This window comes from Legionella spiritensis, assembly GCF_900186965.1.
In the GTDB taxonomy this organism is placed as follows: Bacteria; Pseudomonadota; Gammaproteobacteria; order Legionellales; family Legionellaceae; genus Legionella_C; species Legionella_C spiritensis.
The window spans coordinates 750836-772023 of record NZ_LT906457.1 but is presented as its reverse complement, the minus strand read 5'-3'; the positions used below and the strand labels follow the sequence as shown (position 1 = coordinate 772023).

The window sequence follows — 21188 nt, the reverse complement described above, 5'->3', positions numbered from 1 at the left end:
GCCTAATAGGCGTTAGCGACAAACAATTCCCCGGCAGGGAATAACGTGATCACCCGGCACCCGTCTGCCGTTACAACGACCTCCTCTTCGATACGAGCCGCGCCGTTGCCATCAACGGCGGGGCAATAGGTTTCCAGGGCAAAGACCATGCCTTCCTGTAATTCAAAGGGATGTTCAAAGGAAACCAGCCGGCTGATGATCGGTCGTTCATGCAACGCCAACCCCAGGCCATGACCAAATTGCAGCCCGAAGGCTTCCATTTCGGATTCAAACCCGAATTCCTGGGCACGCGGCCAGACGGCGGCGATTTTATCCGTGGTGACGCCCGGCCTCACCAAAGCTATGGCATCGTCAATCCACTCCCGAGCCCTGGCGTAGGCATCTTCCTGAGCCTGGGTTTTACTGCCTACATTGAGGGTGCGGTAGTAGCAAGTACGATATCCCATGTAGGATTGAATGATGTCAAAAAACGCCTGATCACCGGGGCGATACATCCTGTCGGTAAAATTATGCGGATGGGGACTGCAACGCTCGCCGGACACGGCATTGATAGCCTCGACATCATCCGACCCCTGCTCATAGAGAAATTTGTTAGCCAGAGCCACCAGTTCGTTTTCCCTCATACCGGGTTTCAAATGCTCCGATATCATCTGGTAGGCACCATCGACCATGGAGGCTGCCGTGTTTAATAAAATGATTTCGTCCATACTTTTAATTTGGCGGGCATTGAGCATCACCTGCTGCACGTCACGTACATCAATACCTTCGGCTTGCAGAGCAAACAGCATGGGCGGTTCAATCACGTCCACTCCCAGAGGCATTTCAAAGACACCATCCGTGCGCAGTAAATCAGCGATTTCCCGGGCGGCCCGTTTGAATAATCCCGCGTCCTGATTGACGGAACCCCGCAACCCCAGCATGCCGGCGCGGCACTGATGAGATTCGAGCCAGGGCGCGTGGAGACGATGATGGGCGGCCGCCGATCCAAAATCCCATAAATACGGACTCGAATTACCGGTAAACAACGAATATCGACAAATTTTATCGCGTGCCCACTCTCCGATAACGCTGCTGGTCAGATAGCGAATATTGTTGTTGTCAAAACACAACATGGCGCCTAATCCGGACTCGGCGAGCGCCTTGCGAGTCCGGGCCAGACGATAATTATGCAATCGTCTGAAATCAACCCGCTCTTCAAAATCCACCGCCATGCGACCGGGAGATGGAATCGGGCGTTGCCAGTTCCACCGGGGATCAATATCGCTCTCATAAATTTGCACCGGTTCGGTAGGACTGAATTCTCTCATGATAAGTACTCCTGTATGGGGGCTTGATGTCAACAAGCGCTACTGCATTACGATTCCACCGTCAATCATGAGCAATTGGCCGGTCATATAATCCGAATCGGAACTGGCAAGAAATGTCGCCGTGCCTACGATGTCTTCCGGTGTGGAACAGCGTTTCATCAAAATCATTTCCTGGGCCAGTTTATCCATGGATTCGCCGTGTTGCTCAAACTTGCCAATTTCAACCAGATCCCTGTCCAGTTGTTCCCATAATTCCGTATCCACGACACCCGGAGCGTACCCGTTTACGGTGATATTGTGTTTAACCAGAGCTTTCGCGCCGCCGTTTATCATGGCCAGCACGGCATGTTTGGAACAACTGTAGGGGATAACATCATCAAACGACTGGCGGGACAAAATGGAGCCGACATTAATAATTTTGTAAGGCCCGTTTTCCGCGCCTTGTCGAATCATTTGCCTTGCGGCTTCCTGCATACCAATCAAGACACCAAGGCCATTGACATCCATGATTTGACGCCAGTTTTCTTCCGTGATATCAAGAAACAACATGGGTTTGTTAACCCCGGCATTGTTTACCATCACATCCAGCGAACCGAACGATTGCACGGTCAGGTTCACCGCATCCATCATTTGCCGGCGATTGGTGACATCCAGCCGGGTTGCCACCGCATCTCCCCCATGAGTAAGAATATGGTCAACAACCTCCATACAACCTTCCAGGTTGATGTCGGTCACACAAACCCTGGCGCCCTCAGCAGCGTAATGTTTGGCTACAGCAGCACCCATGCCGCGGGCGGCGCCGGTAATCAGGCAGGATTTACCTCTCAAGCGTTGATTCACAGGACTTCCTTACTTTGAAAAACAATGCAATCGATTGCACCAGATTTGCATTGCTTCTGTCAAGGGAATTATTTTCGATTGAAAAAAAAGCAGGGCATAGCTATCCTACACAGGCATTTTTTTACCTGAGCACCATGCAACGATGAAAAGCATGCATACTCAAGGACGTTAAGGGAGTAAAACATGGGATTTTTTGACTCGGTCGTTGAAGCGGCGCAAACAAACGATATCTGGACATTGGAACGCCTTTACCGGGAAGAATATTCGTCCGGCAATTTTGACCAATACACACGACACCTGGCATTGACGCCGGCCGGTCATTTGGCAAGGGAAGGACAATGGGAAGCCGTTGCCCTGCTTTTTGATCATTATCGAGTCACCACCGACGGTATTTTATTTGGCGCGGTACTCGGCGGGCATTATGATGACATAAGAATATTGCTGCAAAACCCGGAGCCCGACGATACATCCATTTTAGCCAGGGTATGCGCAAGGCATATCGAGAAATCCAATCGTAAGAAGCGAAACTATTGGAACCCGATTATCAAGGCGTTAGCCATTCAGGATCAAACAGAAGCGATTGACGAAATATTGAAACAGTTCTCCTTTTCAGAGCAATGCGAAGAGGGATTGCTGCAAGCCGCCGTGGAAGGTGCCGCTTTTGCAGGAAATGACACAAGAGTGTTTGCCCTGTTTAAAACCATCGAAGACAATCTCAAATCCTTTGATGAAACCATCAAATTAAGCAACTCAATACAATCTCTGGAAAAAGCCGCCCTCAAAGCCGCGGCCCAGGGCGGTCATAAAAAACTGGTTAATGACTTGCGGAAGAGAAATATAGAAAAATATAAGGCAAGAACCAGTCCCTGCACTGAAACCGATGTGAACAGGGAAAAATCGTCCCTTTTACAAACAGCAATAGAAGGAGCCCTCTGCGATGGCCATCTGGATCTGGTTAAAACGTTATTCAAGAAGCGTTTAAAAATTGAAAAAACCCTGAAAAAACCAAAATCGAATGACTTATTCTTTTCTCTCGCCAGCTCCACCATCGAAAAACTCTTTATCGCTTCTGTTAACTGCCTGATTGAAAGTGCTTTTCAACAGGATCAATACCCGCTCATTGAAGAGTATGTCAGTGATGAGTTAATCAGTGGGCGGGATTATTGGGTTAAAGCTAGCATCCGCAGTACCATTCGCAAGCAAAATAAAAATAAAGAACCCTGGTGGAATAGACATGAGCCAAATATTATTGATTTACGGCAACGCTATCAGCTAATACCCAGGCATGCGTCGCTTTTGCAGCATGACATCGCACTGGTTGAGCAAATTGCCAGCAATGCGGTGACGGTGACCGAGGACATAAAAGACCGGTTACAGAAACTTCTGCAAACCCCCTGTGTAGAAATGGTCATTTCCTGGATAAAAGAGCATAAACCCAGGGCGGAGTTTTTGGATAGCCTGAAAAATTATATGGACGAATATGAAAAGTCCTGGGTATATGGCCGTAATCATTATGAACGAGCGACAAGCGTGTTGTCTGTGATTACCTATAAAACCGATGATGAAACATTCAGGCAATTGATTGAACAACAAGCCGCGCTGCTGAAGCGAGAGGAGCATGATATCGTTATCGGATCGAAAGAGGACAAACATAACCAACCGGTAGTTCACCGCCTGCAAGATGACAAATTTACTAAAGCCGTGAAGCAATGCCTTGCAGCGCTGGCAACAGTACCAGACCACAGTAGCACGGAGACCATGGACAAGGAACCCGAAGCGGCGGAAATGACATTTGGTCTATAATTACTCGGTCCAGGCACCATTTTTTACAAAAGAACGGTAGCCCGTAAGGAGGCCTGCGGCCGTATTGCGGGTTTCATGGTCCAATAGGGTACCAGGAGAACAGGGGAGTACCTGTATGAACGGTTTCCCGCATGTCGGCTTCGCCTTCATGACGGGCTACAGGAAATCGGGCGACAAAGTGTGCCATTTCTTGTCATTCCCGCGCAGGCGGGAATTTATGCCTGATATAGCACAGAGCCAATTTAGCCATAGATTCCCGCCTGCGCGGGAATGACAGGCGCCTGCCAAAACTAAATAGATGAGGTACTAGTACAACGTTTCACTGAAGTTGTCTTGCTTGTTTGTTATTGCTGCGACAGCGGGTCAAGTCGTAGGTCGGGCCAGGCGCCCGACCTACCTCTCCTGTCTCCTTGGCAACAGGACAGAATCAGTGAAACGTTGTACTAGGCTCTGTGAATAAATTTTTTCCGATCGAAAACAAGGCAACTATTGTTGCGCAACAACTAATAATGTCTTGTAGCCCGTCATGAAGGCGAAGCCGTAATGCGGGAAAACGTTCATAAGTGGCACATCAAACCCGCAATACGGCCGCAGGCCTCCTTACGGGCTACTGGTTTTTCGCAAAAAATGGTGCGAAGAAAATTTTTGTTCACGGAACCTAGAAACCACCCGTAAAATAATCGAATGTCGCGCTATTCAAATCATCGCGGTAAACGGACTTGTCGGGGGACTGTTTGCCGCAAATATAAATCACATTGCTTTTTTGTTCGTGCCAGTGCAAGGGAATAACCGCGCAAAAAGGAAAAACCTGATGAACGGTGTTGTACACCCTTTTGCTATAAGTATCCCGAAAGAATGGGCTGGCAATAATATTCACCACAATAAAGCCATGTGGCTTGAGATGAGAATCCAGTTGCCGGAAATACTCCCGAGTCAGCATCGATTCCGGAACCGTAGCCTGATTGCTGTAAACGTCTGATACGATAACATCAAAACGTTGTGGATCCTGATTGAGATAAAGACGCGCGTCCTGCCCGACAAACCGTCCGGAAACAGGCTCCCCTAAAAAATGTTTTTCAGCCAGTTCCTTAATATCCGGATCAATATCCACATAGGTCACCTCGTTATTATTCGTTCCCGATGCCGTCAGGGAAAATCCTCCCGCGCCAATCACCAGAATTTTTTTATGACGGAGTTGTAATTGCTCAAAGAGCAGATTTCTAATGAATTCGATGTAGGGATAGGCTTTCCTGTCCGAAGATAACATGGAACTTCCGGATAAATTGATTTGCAGAACTTTATTGAACTCTTTCGTTTCGAGAACCTGATAATTGGCATAATTATTCGTGAGCTTGAATAATTTTTTCTCATAATTGATGTTAATGATCATAATGAGCAGGATCACTATCAGAAGCATAAGAACAGACCCCCAATGCAAATCCGCGCTGGAACGCAATTGAATGATTAGACCATATAGCAGCAGACAATTAATAAATACGGTCCAGGCAACACCAAGATACTGAAACAATAATAACGACGTGACAAGCGCGCCAAGAAAAGAACCAATCGTGCTAAGAAACAAGGCGCGGCCACTGATGTGACTGACTTTCAATTGCTGGTTAAACAAATTGGTTGTTAACGGAATGGTCTGCCCAAGCCAATAAACGATAGGTGCCAAAACCAGTAAAAGGTACAGGGTCAAACTGATCCAGTAAGGGAATAGCAACCGAATGGCTGTCAGGTAATAAAAGAAAAGAATGAAAACATAACTTAAGCCGATACCAATCCATATCATGGCGCGGATGAAGTTGTTGCTTAATTTTCGATAAAAATCATGTTGATAACTGCCGCCCCGCCAATAGCCAAGAGCCAGAAACAGTAAGAAAAACCCGATGATGATGCTGGTAATAATAACGCTGTTGCCAAAAAAGGGTATCAGTTGGCGAATAGTCAGGATTTCAACGGAAATGGTTACAAATCCTTCCAGCAATAAAATGGCCAACAGCGTTTGCAACATGGCTCGTCATAATCCTTATGGACTGTTTCCATGAATAAACAATCAGGTATTTGCCGTAATCACATCCAGCCCGTTCATGTACGGTTTTAACGCGTCCGGGATCCGAATATGACCGTCCTTGTCCTGATAATTCTCCATAATGGCGACCAACGTACGACCTATCGCCAGACCGGAACCGTTTAACGTATGAACCAGTTCCGTTTCCCTGGATTCCGGATGGCGGTATCGCGCTTTCATGCGCCGCGCCTGGAAAGAGGTCATGTTAGAACAGGACGATATTTCCCGGTAGGTGTTCTGGCTGGGCAACCAGACTTCCAAATCATACGTTTTCGCAGCCCCGGCACCCATATCGCCGGTACATAACGTCACGACACGGTAAGGGAGATTCAGGCGTTGCAGTATGACTTCCGCATGCCGAGTCAGTGTCTCCAGTGCCTCAAAAGACGATTCCGGCGCGGTAATCCATACCAGCTCCACTTTCTCAAACTGATGCTGCCTGATCATGCCTTTGGTGTCTTTGCCATACGATCCGGCCTCGCTGCGAAAACAAGGAGAATGGCAGGCGTAGCGAACAGGCAAATCCTCTACGGATAAAATGGTATCCCGTACCGTGTTGGTTACCGGAATTTCCGACGTGGAGGTTAAATAGTAATTCTGATCACCGCTCAGTTTGAATAAATCATTTTCAAATTTCGGCAACTGCCCGGTACCAAGCAGACTGTCGGCATTGACTATGTAGGGAACATAAATTTCCTGATAGTCGTGTTCTCGCGTGTGAATATCAAGCATGAATTGAATCAGGGCCCTATGCAGCCTCGCCAACTGGTTTTTCATAACGACAAACCGGCTGCCGGTGATTTTAACCGCCAGACTGAAATCCATCTGTTCCAGTTGTTCGCCAAGTTCATCATGGGGCTTGACGGGAAAATCAAAATCGGGGATCTGTCCCCATCGACGTACCTCGACATTATCCTGTTCGTCTTTTCCAGCTGGAACGGATTCATGCGGCAAATTCGGCAATCCCAGCGCGATGTGCTCCAGTTGCTGCAAAATCACTTCCAGCTCATTTTTTTTAAGCTCAAGCGCCTCACCCAAACGGTGCACTTCGGCTCGCATAGGCTCAATATCCTCGCCGCGGGCTTTGGCAGCACCGATGGCTTTGGATCGCTGATTACGTTCGTTTTGCAAGGATTGTGTCGCAACCTGCAGAATTTTTCTCTGCTCTTCAAGCTTTGTAAAGGCTTTTACATCAAAATGAAAGCCGCGCCTGGCAAGCTCCTCGCCAACATAGCTGGCATTCTCACGTAACAACTGGGGATCTAGCATATTTTTTCTTCCACTGCTTCCTGAAATTAATCAGCACCCATCCAGGCTGTCCAGGACAGGATACGATATGGTTCTATGATATTACTAAAATGATTGAGAATTTCATCCACTTTAGCTGGTTCATCAAAAAACTCCACGATCATCGGCAGATCAAAATGGATATCCAGCAAACTGGCCTGCCGCTCTTTTCCGGAATGTCCAAACCCCTTGACACCACGAAATAGTGTGGCGCCCATGACGCGATGCTCATGCAAATAATCGTAAACCTGGTGAAGAAAGGGGGAGTCTTCACTAAGATAGAAGCGTACAATTTTAACGTTCATAACGCGGTTCCTCCTATCCATCGCCCGAGTATAATCCCTGATAATGCCAGACCCAGCGCGAAAATATTGTTGCACAGAATATTAAGCGCCGCAAAAACGATATCCTTGTTCTGGTAAAGCATCCACGTTTCCCAGGAATAACTTGAAAACGTGGTAAAAGCACCAAGAAATCCAACAACGAGAAATAAATGCCAATAGTCACTGACAGGAAATCGTTCCAGAAGCAGGATCATAATCAACCCGGCAAGAAACGATCCCAGGCTATTGACCATCAACGTTCCTATCGGATAGTCGCCTCCGAATGCGAACCGCGCAAATGTGACCGTCAGAAATCGTGCCGTCGCACCCAGCGCACCGCCACAAGCCACAGCCACGATAGCCGTAAACATAACACCGCTACCGAACAATACCGCGCGTAGATTGATTCAGGGCATCAATCATGGGAATGACTTCCGGACAATCCACCTGCATTTGCTCTAATTCCGAAACCGCTTGCTGTACCGTTAATCCCTTGCGGAAAATAATTTTATAAGCCCGCCGCAAATGATCAATAGCCGATGAGGAAAAACCCCGCCGTCTGAGGCCAACGGTATTAATGCCGCAAGCTGATGTGGTATGGCCGGCAATCATGACATACGGCAGGACGTCCTTGGTGACATAGGTCGCTCTGGCAATAAACGCGTAGGCACCGACCAGACAAAATTGATGTACGGCCGCATAGGGGCCAATGATCGCATAGTCATTGAGAGTGACATGTCCGGACAAAGCCGCGTAATTGACCATAATCGTATTATTACCCACCATGCAGTCATGACCGATGTGGGCATAGGCCATAAGAAAATTGTTATCACCGACGCGAGTAACCCCTCCTCCCTTGACAGTGCCGCGACTTATCATACAATACTCGCGAATGACATTATTATCGCCGATCACCAATTGCGTCGGTTCCCCTTTGTAAGTAATATCCTGGGGTTCATCGCCGACTGACGCAAATTGAAAAATCTTGTTATTTTTACCTATGGTAGTAGGTCCTTCAACGACGACATGCGGGCCTATCCATGTCCCTTCACCAATTTCAACATCAGCGCCAATCACACTACCAGGGCCTATAGATACCCCTTTTGCCAGTTTGGCAGAGGGATGAATTATCGCACGTTCATCTATCACTTTTTATTTCCTTCGCTGCGCTCATTAAATCAGCGGAACAAGCCAGTTTGTCACCAACAAACGCTTCGCCTCGCATACGCCAAAAATCTCGTTTGCTACCTACCAGTTTCACTTCCAGCCGCAGCTGATCACCCGGCGTCACAATTTGTTTAAATTTGGCATTATCAATACCGGCAAAAAAATATAAAAACTCGTGTCCCTCTTTCGGACTACGAGACAAATTCGACAGGATAGCACTGGCCTGCGCCAGAGCTTCGAGCATCAACACGCCCGGCATAATCGGATTACCCGGAAAATGTCCCATAAAAAAAGGCTCATTGATAGTCACATTTTTAATGGCCGTCAAATAATCCAGTGTTTTATAATCCAGAACCCGGTCAACCAGAATAAAGGGGTACCGATGCGGCAGCAGCTCTAGAATTTTCGTTATATCTATCGATTCATTCATGAAATTATCTCTCACTCAAGTCATGATTCCTACTGTTATTTTTTTGAAAGACAAAAAACCGACCAACTCTTTTGCAATGTTATCTCCCGGAACAAGATTGCGAATCAATAATTTTTTGATCGCAGGTTGGCCTTTGATGAACATCCAGGTATTACAGGCGGAGTTTTTACGTCTGACAGAGTTTATTTAAACAGGTTCCGTAACATTTTCTCCAGCTTCGCAACTCGCAAAATATAATCATCCAATCGCCTGAATCTGGCTGCATTGCGGCGCCAACGGTTATGTTCACTAACCATGGTGCCGGAAGAATACAAACCGGCTTTTTTCAGGGATTTACTAACGGTAGACATGCCGGTAATCACAATATCGTCCAGTAACTGGACATTAGCCGCGATACAGCTTGCACCTCCAATAACGCAGTGGCTTCCAATACGTACAAAAGCTCCAACCGCGGCACATCCGGCTATAGCGGTATGGGAGCCAATAATAACATCATGTGCGATATGAACCAAGTTATCAATACGAACATCCTCACCGATACAGGTATCACCCAATGATCCCCGCGCTATCACGGTGTTTGCGCCGATAACAACCCGATCATAAACAACAACCCCTCCCCGAGTCGGACCACTTCGCCATTCACCACGATTTTTGACACCGTTAAAAGGCAGCGCGCCCAGCACAACGCCACGGTCAATGACAACCTGACTACCCACTCGCGTTCCGAATCCAATCACCGAGCCGGCCGCGATAGAGGTGTTTGGGCCTATGGTAACCCCGTTTTCAATAACGCAATGTTCACCGATATGAACATCCCGAGCCACCATCACCTGATCACCGATAATAGAATTGGCGCCTATCGATACGCCGGATTTTATTTGTGCTGTAGCAGCGATAATGGCAGACGAATGGATGCCTGGCGACATCAACGACTCAGACTGCTCAAACAATCTGGCCGTCAGCATGATCCCGTCAAGGGGATCTTTAACGACGATATGATCAAGAGGGCAAGAGGAACTATAAGGCGCGGATAATAAAACAACCCCGGCCTGACTTGTGTTTAAAACATCTGTCAGTAAGGGGTCGTCGTAATAGGCAACATCGGTTTCGGTCGCTCTGCTGAGTGACGCAACCCCCTGAACGACACGATCTTCCTGACCATGCAAAACACCATTCAAGAGGCTGGATAACTCAGAGAGAGTGCATGAGTAACTCACGGATTATTGAATATTTTTCATAACCGATGCAGTCACATCCATGCTCTCGGAACTGTAGGGTGCGGCATCTTTTTGTACGATAATATCGTATTTTTCAGTTTGAGCGACTTTCGTAATGGCTTTACGGATTTTGCCGTATAACTCTTCCATTGCTTCGTTATGCGCCGTGCTCAATTCCTGCTGGTACTGCTGACCTTGCTGTTCAAATGTTCTTCGCGCACTGACGATTTTCTTTTCCATCTCTTTCTTTTGAGCCTGGCTCATTACCGCACCGTCACGATTGAATTTTTCCATATCTTTTTTCAGACTGGCTTCCATGGCCACCAGTTTGTCCCGTCGTGGTTTAAACTCTTTTTCCAGTTTTTGCTGAATCTCTTTCATCTGACTGGAATTCTGCATGATTTTCTGCAGATCAACCACACCGATTTTTGCCCAATCCGCAAAAGCACTGGCCGTAAAAAAACTTAAGACCAATACCATTAAATAGCCGCTGACACGTTTCATGATTTATCTCCTGGTTTGCAAAGGCTATGATGCTAGCATAATTCAAATGCCGTTGCGATAACCGGCAACACCAAGCTAAAAAAAATTATTCATCCCGTATGCCGCCAGAAATTAAAACGCGGAGGACAGGGAGAACTGGAATATCTGTTCTTCATCTCCGGGTTGCTTATTCAAAGCCTTGGCCAGGCTGAAAGCCAGCGGACCAAAAGGCGATCGCCATTCCAGGGAAATACCGGAGGAATACCTAAGCGGCCCGGCAGCCGTTCCGCTTAAGGCGGCCGGAGTACCACTGATAAAGACATTACCGGCGTCGACAAACAGGGACGTTCGAACCGCGTCACGGCTGAGCGGATATGGAAGAATCAGACCCGCGCTGCCACTGACCAGCAAGTTCGCTCCAAGCGCATTACCATTGGTGTCCTTAGGTCCGAGAGAGAAACTGGAATAACCACGCACCTGACCTGGCTGGGCAATACCGCCGGCGTAATAGTTTTCAAAAAAGGGCAACCCGTCTCCGTTAAATTGATTACCGTAAGAGACATTGCCTAAGAACGAAAAGATGAATCCCTTGGCGACCGGATGATACCAGTGGGCCTGGTAGCTGGTTTTATAATAAGACAGGGAATCGGAAGTTGCCGGCAAGGCGACCAGAACCGAAGCCTGCTGATTAATACCGCGATTCGGGAATGGCAATTGATCATAACTGTTACGGTTCCATCCGGCCGTCAGGCGCGCTTCCTGAAAATGACGGCCATTGAGGTTCACAAAATTCTGAATCTGCTGCACGATTCCAACGGATTTAATATTCAGATCCTGATACCCGTAACCGAACTGCACGCTGCTGTTCTCACTTAACAGTACGTTATAGGTAATATCGCCCCCAAACCGATCGGACGAATAGGCACTGACATCCAGTTTTTGTGGATCAACGGTCTGGAAATAAAGATTAAACCCACGACCTACGCCGGTTTTGGTATAGAACGGGTTGTAATAATTAAATGAATAATTCTGTCCCCAATAGCTTGCGGAAAAGGCGAGACTGACCGACCGCCCGGTTCCCATAAAGTTATGCTGATTAAAGGCGGCGTTAACCTGCGGTCCATTGGTTCCATACCCTACGGACGCCGTAGCCTCGGCCGATGGCGCCTCATCAACCATGACATCGAGATCCACCTGATTATTGGTTCCAGGAACCGGATTGGTTTTGATATTGACGTTTTTTAAATACCCAAGTACCCGGATCTGTCTTTCCGACTCCTTGATGTTATGCAGCGACAACAGGGAACCTTCATTCTGACGAATGACATTGCGCAACACATAATCCGCCGTTTTGGTATTACCGTGAAAATTAATGCGCCGGACATACACATGGCGTCCGGGCTCCACAACAAAGGTGATAAAAACGGTTTTATCGGTTTCGTCAATTCTCGGCTCGGCATTAATGGCCGGAAAACCATACCCCACATCACCCAAGGCCAAACCAACTGCCGAAATACTCTCGGTTACCTTTTTACGGGAAAAAACCTCGTTTTTCTTAACCTGAATCAGCGAATTGATCTTTTCCCGGGGTAGAACCGTCTTTCCCACGACCGTATAGCCGGAAAAACGATACTGCGGCCCTTCTTCAATATGAATATTGATATAAACGTCTTTTTTATCAGGCGATAATAAAACCTGAGAGGACACAATTTTAAATTTCAGATAGCCGCGATCGAGATAAAATGAACGCAGCGCTTCCAGAGAAGCGTCCATCGCCGGCTTGGAATATTGATCCTTTTTCGTGAAATAGGTAAACAGGTTGCTGGTTGACAACGTCATTTCCGGCATGAGCTCATTGCTGGAAAAATCATGGTTGCCGATAAATTTAATTTCCTTGATTCGCGATACGCGTCCTTCGGAGATTGTGACCGTAATAGCCACGCGGTTTTCTGTAAGTGTGGCTATTTTGGTTTCTATCCGCGCATTGTATTTGCCGCGAACGTTATAAGCCTGTTTCAACTCTTTTTCCAGGCGCTCCAGGGACGAACGCTGAAATACCCGTCCCTTGACCAAACCCATCTGTTTGAGCAATTCCTTCATTTTGTCGGCGGGTATTTCCTTGTTGCCAACGACATTAATGGAACCAATGGTCGCGCGCTCCACAACATTAACAATTAAGGTACTGCCTTGTTTTTCAAGAGAGACGGATTGAAAAAAACCCGTGTCGTACAGGGAGCGAATAATTTGTCCGGTTGACGAAGGCCCAATTTCCTCACCCACCTGCACAGGCAGGTAGTTTAAAACCGTACCTTCGTTCACCCGTTGCAAACCGGTGACTTTGATATGACGAACAATAAAACTGCTGGCGGCACTGACCTGGCAAGTCCAGGTAATCATGGTTGAACAACACAAACCCAGTATTATATTTTTTGAGACTTTATTCATTATTCTTTTACGTCCAGCACTACTATAAATCTTGATGCCGTTTTATATTTCCGGCGCGAATGTAATTTTGCAACCCTTTTATAGGAACTGACATGCTCTGTCAAGAAATCAGCTTGTTAACTTTTAAGTCAGCTTTCACGTGTATGGCAAATAAACCAGGATAACAAACGGTCCGGGCGCATAACTCCGGAGGTTATGACAACACATTGTGAAACCACGGATATTGACTATTTTATCAACTCCATTACGCTCAACCAGCCAATCTCGAAATATCATTACTTAACGCCAGGAGCATCAAGGCAATTAAAAAGGCCAACCCGATATACAATCCAGCCGTTTTAACCTCTTCCGACAAAGGTCGGCGTCGTATGATTTCAATCAAATAATACAGGAGATGACCGCCATCCAGCATGGGGATTGGTAAAATATTTAAAACCCCGAGACTAATGCTCACCAAGGCCAAAAAGGATAAATAATAAGCCAGGCCGCTCCGTCCCGATTCACCGGCACCCTGTGCAATGCCAACCGGACCGCTAATGCTTTGCAAAGCCAGTTTTCCAGTGATAAAACGTCCAATCAGGGCAAACGTCGTTTCAGTCAGGCCGTATGTTTGTTTAAGAGCCGTGCCAATGGCATCAAGAGGGCCTTCGCGTTGAACACGCAACCATGTTTTCGGCCAGTTCACTTTTTGCGAACGAACACCAAGAAAACCTTCCTGTACCCCGTTATTGAGATGGCTGCCGGTAAGTACTGACAAAGTTATAAAACGTCCTTTCCGGTTAATAGACAGCGTCAATCGCTGATCGGGCCTGGTTCGAACCAACTCAACGAGTTCCAGCCAGTCATTCAGGGGTTTTCCATCTACCGCGTTAATCAAATCGTGTGATTGCAACCCTGCCAGTTGGGCAGGTGAATCCTTAACCACTTCTCCTATCACCGGTGGAATGGTGGGGATAAAAGGTACGATGCCCAGGCTCGCCAGGAGATCCGGTTTTTTGCTGTCGAGGCGCCAATTGGCCAAAGGTAGAATAACGGTTCGCTTTTGATTATCAGTCATGGATTTCACTTGAATAACGACCGTTTCATCACTTCCTATGTTAGGAAGAAGCGCATATTGAAAATCCCGCCAGCTTCTGATTTTTTGATCATTAAGCGCCAGGATTTCCTCGTTGGCCTGCAGTCCGGCTTTGGCGGCCAGACTATTGGGTTTGACGTCTTCAATCATGGGTGCCAGAGAACGGATCCCGATAACCAGAACCAACCAGAGAGCCAGAAAAGCGAACAGGAAATTAAATAACGGGCCGGCAATAACCACAGCGATCCTGACCCATACCGATTTGTTATTGAAAGCGAGGTGACGCTCGTTTGGAGGCACCTCGCCTTCCGCTTCGTCCAGCATCTTGACGTACCCGCCTAGCGGCAGTAAAGACCACACAAACTCGGTGCCTTTTTTATCCTTCCAGCGTGCCAGTACCTTACCAAAACCAAATGAAAACCGTAACACTTTCACACCGCACCAGCGCGCAACGATAAAATGGCCGTATTCATGAACAGTAATGAGCAATAACAAAGCCAGAATAAAATAAACCAGGGTTAAAACCATACTGTTATTCCTGAATTCATAATCACCAGGGCGAAATAGAATACGGGTGCGGCGGCAATCATGCTATCCAAACGATCCAGTATACCGCCATGACCGGGTATCAGATGACTCGTGTCCTTAAGATGACAGCGTCGCTTCAGTATACTGATAAACAAATCACCAAGCAGGGCGATAAGGAAAACAAACAAAACCGTCAACCCCCACGGCAACGGCCGCCCCGGCTGAAAATAATAATACCCGGCAATGGCAACCAGCATGGACAGGAACGCGCCTCCGGCTAACCCCTCCAGACTTTTTCCGGGGCTTACGGCGGGAATCAATTTATGACGGCCCCATTGTTTGCCGGTCACATAGGCACCGATATCCGCCGCCCATACCAGACACATGACATACACGATAAAACTTTTACCGCTTTCCATCTCATAGATCGCAATCAAACTCTGTCCGAATACCGGAAGCAAAAGCAGGAAAAATATACTCACAGTATAGCCGTTACCCCATATGCTTTGAGACCTCGGAAAAAAGAGTACGGCCCAGATGATTAAAAACCAGCATCCCAACGCGACCAAAAGCCACTCCCTGTACACATAATGTATGACGAGGAAGGCCAGCAGCAGCAGGCCTAGATAAACAACCTTCAAAGACAGGCGGTTTATCGGAATTAATTGCAGCGATTCAACGCCACATGCCATAACAAGGAGTAGAATAAGGCCGCTAAAAACCCATATATTGGCGTAATAAATAATCCCCAATACCAGTGGGATTAATATAATGGTAGTCAGTAAACGCTGTCTAAACATGCTCTGTCTCGTTTATTTGCCGGGAGGTTTTGCCGTAACGCCGTTCACGCTGCCTGAAGCACAACAGCGCCTTTTCAAATTCCTCCGCGTTGAAATCCGGCCAATGCGTTGAAGTAAAATATAATTCGGTATAAGCAAGCTGCCATAAAAAAAAGTTGCTTATCCTGTGCTCCCCGCTGGTGCGGATAAAAAAATCCGGTTCGGGAAGATCCCAGGTATTCAAATGCCTGGATAAAATGGATTCATCTATATCACTAATCTGTAATTCGGAGGCGCATACCTTTTGAGCTATTTTTTTTGTCGCCTCGACAATTTCCCACTTGCCACCATAATTCAAGACCAGGTTAAGCGTCAAACGTTTATTGTCGCGGGTCAGGGTTTCGGCGATCGCCATTTGCTCGCATATGTCCGGGGACAAACCTTGCCTGTTGCCGGTAAAACGTAAACAAATGGCGTTTTTATGTAATTCCTCAACTTCATAGCGGAGTGTTTCCAGAAATAATTTCATAAGAAATTCCACTTCGTTTTCCGGTCTGGCCCAGTTTTCACTGCTGAATGCGAACAAACTCAACACAGAAATATTATTTTCAAGGCAGCAGCGTATGACCGTCTTGACCGATGCAATCCCGGCTTTATGCCCTTCAAAGCGCAGCAAACCACGATTTTCAGCCCAGCGCCCATTACCATCCATCACAATAGCTACATGCTGGGGTAATACTTTATTCAACCTATCTCTTCCTGCAACACAATAATTGGGCAGTAGTCTAACTGCTTTATGCAAAAATATTAAGTAGGAAATGGGTTTAAAGTTTTTCAGAACGCGAAAAAGTATTATTCCGGGAGCCGCCAGCACTGCTGAAAACGCCAGAGAACTTGTATACCCGCGCTTTTATCCGCCACGGTTAATAATCCGGTGATATTTATGTCTTATTTTTAACATGATCGCGTCTTAACGATACATGACGCATCATTGACGCACCCTCCGCCACAGATATTTTGCGTCATGTCCTCCTTACCCATATAATCCTTGTTCATACAACAGCAGGAAAAATAACTTCATTAAAGACCCCTGCTTACGGAGCCATTCATGCCACAACGAAAGCCTGTCGTTCTTATGATTCTTGATGGTTGGGGATATCAAACGAATCCTGCCCACAATGCCATCGCCGCGGCGAACACGCCGCAATGGGATGAATGGTGGCAGACTCGACCACACATGCTTTTGGACGCTTCAGGACTGGCCGTAGGGCTTCCTGACCAGCAGATGGGCAATTCCGAGGTGGGACACATGCACATCGGATCCGGACGGAAAATTCAACAGGATTTCACCCGTATCAACGAAGCGATTGACTCGGGCGAATTTGCCGCAAACCCGGTTTTCATTAATGTCATCAAAGATATGAAAGCGCAAAATAAAGCCATTCATGTCATGGGTTTGCTTTCTCCCGGCGGCGTACATAGCCATGAAAAACACTTGTTTGCTTTTTTGGCTCTCTGCCATCATCTGGAATTTCATAACGTCTATTTACACTTGTTTCTGGACGGACGAGACACGCCTCCGCAAAGTGCGATGTCAAGCCTGAATGCTTTAAATCAACAATTGGGGAAATATCCGGTCGCTACCATTGCATCGTTGTGCGGCCGTTATTTTGCAATGGACAGAGACAAACGCTGGGAACGCACCGCACCCGTTTATCGCATGTTAACGGAAACAAAAAGCAGTTACCGTTTCGCCTCGGCTGAAAAAGCGGTTGAATCGTTCTATGCCGAAAAAAAATACGATGAATTTATTCCTCCGACCCTGATAGGGGAAGGAAAAGCGATTGAATCCGGCGATTCCCTGTTCTTTTTTAATTTTCGCGCGGACAGAGCCAGACAACTGACCCAGGCGTTTATTGAAGAATCATTCGATGGCTTTATTCGCACACGCCGCCCCCTCCCCGCTCATTTTGTAACCATGACCCGGTATGCCAGGAATCTGGTTACTGAAGCGGCTTTTCCACCGGTACCGCTTGATAACACACTGGGAGAAATTATCTCGAAACACGGGTTAAGCCAATTACGCATCGCTGAAACCGAGAAGTATGCCCATGTTACGTTTTTCCTCAACGGCGGCAGCGAACAGGTGTTTGACAACGAGGACAGGATTCTTATCCCCTCCCCTCCCGTGGCGACCTACGACATGCTGCCGGAAATGAGTGCGCCGGAATTAACCCGAACCCTCGTAGATGCGATCAAAAGTAATGCTTATGATGTCATCATCTGCAATTACGCCAATGCGGATATGGTCGGCCATACCGGCAATTTCCAGGCAACCGTACAAGCTATTGAATGCCTGGACAAGTGCATGCAGGATGTATGGCACGCCCTGGCCGAGGCCAATGGCACACTTCTGATCACAGCTGATCACGGCAACGCGGAAGCCATGTTTGATCAAACAACCAATCAGGCCCATACGGCTCATACCAGCCAACCGGTACCGTTTCTGTTTATCGGCGGTGACTGGCATTTCAGGCAACCCATCGGAAGTCTGATTGATGTTGCCCCGACTCTGCTGGCTCTTCTTGATCTTGACAAACCGCAAGAGATGACCGGTCATGCGCTTTTGGTGAAAAATCATGCTGAAGCTCTTTAATCCGGCCTCATTGGCGGCAAAAATCCTTGCAATGTCACTCACTGCTTCCTGGCTAGTTGCTCTGCCCGGCCATGCCGAAAACAACCGTGTCACAAAGACTCGGAGCGAGTTGAAAAAACTGGATCGTAAAATCGACCAGCTAAAACAAATGCTGGCCTCGGCACATGATAAAAGAGGGGCTCTGAACCAGGAGCTGGCCGGTACGGAAAAGGAAATTGGTGAAAGTGTACGGCGTCTGCGAGCCATGCAAACAGACATGGCTGCAAAACAGCAGAAAATTGCCGCCCTTGAACATCAGGTCAAAAAACTGCATCAACAATTAACGGCCCAACAGGCGTTACTGGCACAGCATTTGCGAACGCGCTATAAAATGGGGGAATACCAACCCCTGAAATGGGTTCTTAACCAGGACAATCCTTATACCATCAGTCGCCTGTTAACCTTCTATCAATATTTGATTCGATCGCGGCAAACCATCATCGATGACATTGAAAACACCAGAAAAAATCGGACTCAAACCCAGGAAACCCTGCAAAAGGAATTCGCGGCACAACAGATATTGCAAGACCAGCTTCATGATCACCAGCAAAAACTGGAACAGGATAAACAGTATCATACCGCTGTGATCCGAACCTTGAATCAGGACATTCAGAGCAAGCAAAACAAGCTCGCCGAATATGAAAAAAACAAGGAAAATCTGGCAACGCTGTTAAAGACTCTGGCCGCTCAAAGCATTGCCCGCCCCAAAAAGCCCATGTCACAAATGCGACATAAATTGCCTCCTCCGGTGCAAGTGGCACGTAACGCCGTACAGCGTATGCACCAGGGTGTGACATTTTTTGCCGGCGAAGGCACCCCCGTACACGCCGTCTACCCCGGCAAGGTGGTTTTCAGTGATTGGCTCAAGGGATACGGATTATTACTGATTATTGATCATGGTCAGGGCTTTATGACACTCTATGCCCATAACCAATCCCTGTTTAAAAACAAGGGGAATCCTGTCATCCAGGGAGAAACTATCGCATCCGTCGGACATAGCGGTGGAATCAAACAAAACGGACTATACTTTGAGGTAAGGCAACACGGTAAAGCTGTTTCTCCACTTGATTGGCTCTCTTGATTGCTCACTGGCATTTAAATTGCTTGTTATTTGATTAAAGAGTGGACGAAGTGGGCGGTGAATGGGTGCCAAAACTATTCTTAGGAGAACAAAAAATGTTCAGAAAACAGTTATTTTCCAGCGTATTAATCGTTTTGTTCACAACAGCTTACATGATACCTCCCCAGGTTGTTGCCGCGGAAGAAACAACCAGTCGGATTCCGATGGAAGATGTTCAGCGTTTTTCCAATGCAATCAGTGAAATCAAGAAGTATTACGTCAAGCCCATTGAAGACAAGGAACTGTTTGATAATGCGATACGCGGCATGCTAAGCGGTCTTGATCCTCACTCCACTTATCTTGACGAAAATGCTTTCAAGGAATTACAAACCTCTACCAGCGGTGAATTCGGCGGTTTGGGTATTGAAGTCACCATGGAAGAAGGCGTCGTTAAAGTCGTGACTCCGCTTGTAGATACCCCTGCTTTTAAAGCAGGCATCAAAGCCGGTGATTACATCATCAAACTGGGTCCTAAATCCGTACAGGGATTAAGTTTGCAAAACGCCGTTCATTTAATGCGCGGCAAGGAAGGTACGACCATCAATTTGACCATTTTACGCAAAGGCGTCAATAAACCTTTGGAGTTTTCCCTGATCAGGGAAAAGATCGTCATCAAAAGTGTGAAAAGCAAACTGCTGGATAATAACTACGGGTATGTCCGTTTAACTCAGTTTCAGGCCATGACCGCCAAAGACATGCGCAAGGCCATAGAACAACTCAAACAACAGGCCGGTGGAAAATTAAACGGACTCATTCTGGATTTACGCAACAATCCCGGGGGATTGCTTGACTCGGCCATTCAGGTTGCGGATTCCTTTATCAACAATGACAAGAAAGGCAACGAGGAAATGATTGTTTACACCCAGGGCCGGCTGCCCGGTTCCAAATTCACCGCGCTGGCCAACCCGGGGGATATTCTGCATAACGCTCCCCTTGTTGTCTTAATCAATAATGGCTCGGCCTCTGCCTCGGAAATTGTAGCCGGTGCCCTGAAAGACAATAAGCGTGCGATTATCATCGGTACGAGGAGTTTTGGTAAAGGTTCCGTCCAGACCGTATTACCACTGGATGAAAAACGAGGTATAAAATTGACCACCGCGCTTTATTACACGCCGGCCGGTATTTCCATACAGGCAAAAGGAATTATACCGGATATCGTCGTTGAGGAAATGGAAATACCTAAAAACGCCAAAGCCAAAGCCGGTTTTGATTTTAGCGAAGCGGAACTGAACGGCCATTTACTTAATAAAAGCGAGGGCGAGGACGCTGCAAAACAAAGTGAAGAAATATCTTCCAAAAACGACAATACCTTGCTGCACGAGGACTATCAGTTATATACCGCCCTGACCATCCTGAAGGGACTGGCCATAGCGAAACGTTAGGTTCTGGGCACAAAATTTTATTTGCATCATTTTTTTGCAAATAACAATAACCCGCAAGGAGGCCAGCAGCCTTATTGCGGGTTTCATGTTCCAATACGGCACCACAAGAACAGGCGTGTACGCAGGAACGTTACCCCGCTTTTCGGCTTCACCTTCATGACGGGCTACAGGAAACCGGATACTGCGAACAAGTCGCGGTACGTTGGCGAAGAGGAGCAATGACCCCTCAAAAT

18 protein-coding genes are annotated in these 21188 nt (G+C 47.2%); 4 read left to right on the top strand and 14 right to left on the bottom strand.

The genetic code is table 11. The features are described 5' to 3' along the window. Positions 1–2: 2 nt before the first annotated feature. Both CKW05_RS03575 and CKW05_RS03570 read right to left on the bottom strand, forming a co-directional pair. Positions 3–1307 (bottom strand): M24 family metallopeptidase, encoded by a 1305-nt coding sequence (locus tag CKW05_RS03575; RefSeq protein WP_058484821.1) that lies wholly within the window; start codon positions 1305–1307, stop codon positions 3–5. Positions 1308–1346: 39 nt separating this feature from the next. Further along, the gene (locus CKW05_RS03570; RefSeq protein ID WP_197697351.1) at positions 1347–2147 is read right to left on the bottom strand and encodes an SDR family NAD(P)-dependent oxidoreductase; all 801 of its coding nucleotides are present in this window, start codon (positions 2145–2147) and stop codon (positions 1347–1349) included. Between the two features lie 183 nt (positions 2148–2330). Here CKW05_RS03570 and CKW05_RS03565 point away from each other — a divergent pair, with 183 nt between their 5' ends. Continuing rightward, positions 2331–3950: an ankyrin repeat domain-containing protein gene (locus CKW05_RS03565; RefSeq protein WP_058484822.1), complete on the top strand. Its 1620-nt coding sequence runs from the start codon at positions 2331–2333 to the stop codon at positions 3948–3950. Between the two features lie 658 nt (positions 3951–4608). On the opposite strand, the gene CKW05_RS03560 is transcribed toward CKW05_RS03565, so the two are convergent. The 12 genes from CKW05_RS03560 to uppS form a co-directional block, all read right to left on the bottom strand. Then, positions 4609–5967, bottom strand: coding sequence for a fused MFS/spermidine synthase (locus CKW05_RS03560; RefSeq protein ID WP_058482238.1), 1359 nt, complete (start codon positions 5965–5967; stop codon positions 4609–4611). A gap of 42 nt (positions 5968–6009) precedes the next feature. After that, positions 6010–7293: a serine--tRNA ligase gene (gene serS / locus CKW05_RS03555; RefSeq protein ID WP_058482239.1), complete on the bottom strand. Its 1284-nt coding sequence runs from the start codon at positions 7291–7293 to the stop codon at positions 6010–6012. A gap of 26 nt (positions 7294–7319) precedes the next feature. Then, positions 7320–7616 (bottom strand): DUF190 domain-containing protein, encoded by a 297-nt coding sequence (locus CKW05_RS03550; protein WP_058482240.1) that lies wholly within the window; start codon positions 7614–7616, stop codon positions 7320–7322. Further along, entirely contained in the window at positions 7613–8005 is a 393-nt protein-coding gene (crcB, locus tag CKW05_RS03545; RefSeq protein WP_065238357.1) for a fluoride efflux transporter CrcB, read from the bottom strand. The genes CKW05_RS03550 and crcB overlap by 4 nt, the downstream gene beginning before the upstream one ends. Positions 8006–8012: 7 nt before the next feature. Continuing rightward, a complete protein-coding gene (gene lpxA, locus CKW05_RS03540; protein ID WP_058482241.1) occupies positions 8013–8783 on the bottom strand; it encodes an acyl-ACP--UDP-N-acetylglucosamine O-acyltransferase in 771 nt (256 codons plus the stop codon). Beyond that, a complete protein-coding gene (gene fabZ, locus CKW05_RS03535) occupies positions 8773–9231 on the bottom strand; it encodes a 3-hydroxyacyl-ACP dehydratase FabZ (protein WP_058482242.1) in 459 nt (152 codons plus the stop codon). The genes lpxA and fabZ overlap by 11 nt, the downstream gene beginning before the upstream one ends. A gap of 182 nt (positions 9232–9413) precedes the next feature. Then, positions 9414–10448: a UDP-3-O-(3-hydroxymyristoyl)glucosamine N-acyltransferase gene (gene lpxD, locus CKW05_RS03525; RefSeq protein WP_058482244.1), complete on the bottom strand. Its 1035-nt coding sequence runs from the start codon at positions 10446–10448 to the stop codon at positions 9414–9416. Between the two features lie 3 nt (positions 10449–10451). Next, positions 10452–10952, bottom strand: coding sequence for an OmpH family outer membrane protein (locus CKW05_RS03520; protein WP_058482245.1), 501 nt, complete (start codon positions 10950–10952; stop codon positions 10452–10454). A 111-nt stretch (positions 10953–11063) separates the two neighbouring features. Next, positions 11064–13376 carry an outer membrane protein assembly factor BamA gene (gene bamA / locus CKW05_RS03515; RefSeq protein WP_058482246.1) on the bottom strand — a complete coding sequence of 771 codons (2313 nt, stop codon included), beginning with the start codon at positions 13374–13376 and terminating at the stop codon, positions 11064–11066. Between the two features lie 250 nt (positions 13377–13626). Next, on the bottom strand, positions 13627–14979 hold the full coding sequence (gene rseP / locus CKW05_RS03510; protein ID WP_058482247.1) for an RIP metalloprotease RseP: 1353 nt from the start codon (positions 14977–14979) through the stop codon (positions 13627–13629). Next, entirely contained in the window at positions 14970–15779 is an 810-nt protein-coding gene (locus CKW05_RS03505; RefSeq protein WP_058482248.1) for a phosphatidate cytidylyltransferase, read from the bottom strand. The genes rseP and CKW05_RS03505 overlap by 10 nt, the downstream gene beginning before the upstream one ends. Beyond that, positions 15772–16506: a polyprenyl diphosphate synthase gene (uppS, locus tag CKW05_RS03500; RefSeq protein WP_058482249.1), complete on the bottom strand. Its 735-nt coding sequence runs from the start codon at positions 16504–16506 to the stop codon at positions 15772–15774. Before uppS ends, CKW05_RS03505 begins: the two co-directional genes overlap by 8 nt. Positions 16507–16866: 360 nt before the next feature. Here uppS and gpmI point away from each other — a divergent pair, with 360 nt between their 5' ends. From gpmI to CKW05_RS03485, 3 genes are all read left to right on the top strand, one after another. After that, entirely contained in the window at positions 16867–18414 is a 1548-nt protein-coding gene (gene gpmI, locus CKW05_RS03495; protein ID WP_058482250.1) for a 2,3-bisphosphoglycerate-independent phosphoglycerate mutase, read from the top strand. Then, a complete protein-coding gene (locus tag CKW05_RS03490; protein ID WP_058482251.1) occupies positions 18398–19534 on the top strand; it encodes a murein hydrolase activator EnvC family protein in 1137 nt (378 codons plus the stop codon). Before gpmI ends, CKW05_RS03490 begins: the two co-directional genes overlap by 17 nt. A gap of 95 nt (positions 19535–19629) precedes the next feature. Next, positions 19630–20955: a S41 family peptidase gene (locus CKW05_RS03485; protein WP_058482252.1), complete on the top strand. Its 1326-nt coding sequence runs from the start codon at positions 19630–19632 to the stop codon at positions 20953–20955. Positions 20956–21188: the final 233 nt, after the last annotated feature.

Coding starts and splice junctions, on each gene's coding strand:
- CKW05_RS03575 (WP_058484821.1), bottom strand. CDS start 1,307: ATGAGAGAATTCAGTCCTACCGAACCGGTGCAAATTTATGAGAGCGAT.
- CKW05_RS03565 (WP_058484822.1), top strand. CDS start 2,331: ATGGGATTTTTTGACTCGGTCGTTGAAGCGGCGCAAACAAACGATATC.
- CKW05_RS03560 (WP_058482238.1), bottom strand. CDS start 5,967: ATGTTGCAAACGCTGTTGGCCATTTTATTGCTGGAAGGATTTGTAACC.
- serS (WP_058482239.1), bottom strand. CDS start 7,293: ATGCTAGATCCCCAGTTGTTACGTGAGAATGCCAGCTATGTTGGCGAG.
- CKW05_RS03550 (WP_058482240.1), bottom strand. CDS start 7,616: ATGAACGTTAAAATTGTACGCTTCTATCTTAGTGAAGACTCCCCCTTT.
- crcB (WP_065238357.1), bottom strand. CDS start 8,005: ATGTTTACGGCTATCGTGGCTGTGGCTTGTGGCGGTGCGCTGGGTGCG.
- fabZ (WP_058482242.1), bottom strand. CDS start 9,231: ATGAATGAATCGATAGATATAACGAAAATTCTAGAGCTGCTGCCGCAT.
- CKW05_RS03520 (WP_058482245.1), bottom strand. CDS start 10,952: ATGAAACGTGTCAGCGGCTATTTAATGGTATTGGTCTTAAGTTTTTTT.
- bamA (WP_058482246.1), bottom strand. CDS start 13,376: ATGAATAAAGTCTCAAAAAATATAATACTGGGTTTGTGTTGTTCAACC.
- rseP (WP_058482247.1), bottom strand. CDS start 14,979: ATGGTTTTAACCCTGGTTTATTTTATTCTGGCTTTGTTATTGCTCATT.
- CKW05_RS03505 (WP_058482248.1), bottom strand. CDS start 15,779: ATGTTTAGACAGCGTTTACTGACTACCATTATATTAATCCCACTGGTA.
- gpmI (WP_058482250.1), top strand. CDS start 16,867: ATGCCACAACGAAAGCCTGTCGTTCTTATGATTCTTGATGGTTGGGGA.
- CKW05_RS03490 (WP_058482251.1), top strand. CDS start 18,398: ATGCTGAAGCTCTTTAATCCGGCCTCATTGGCGGCAAAAATCCTTGCA.
- CKW05_RS03485 (WP_058482252.1), top strand. CDS start 19,630: ATGTTCAGAAAACAGTTATTTTCCAGCGTATTAATCGTTTTGTTCACA.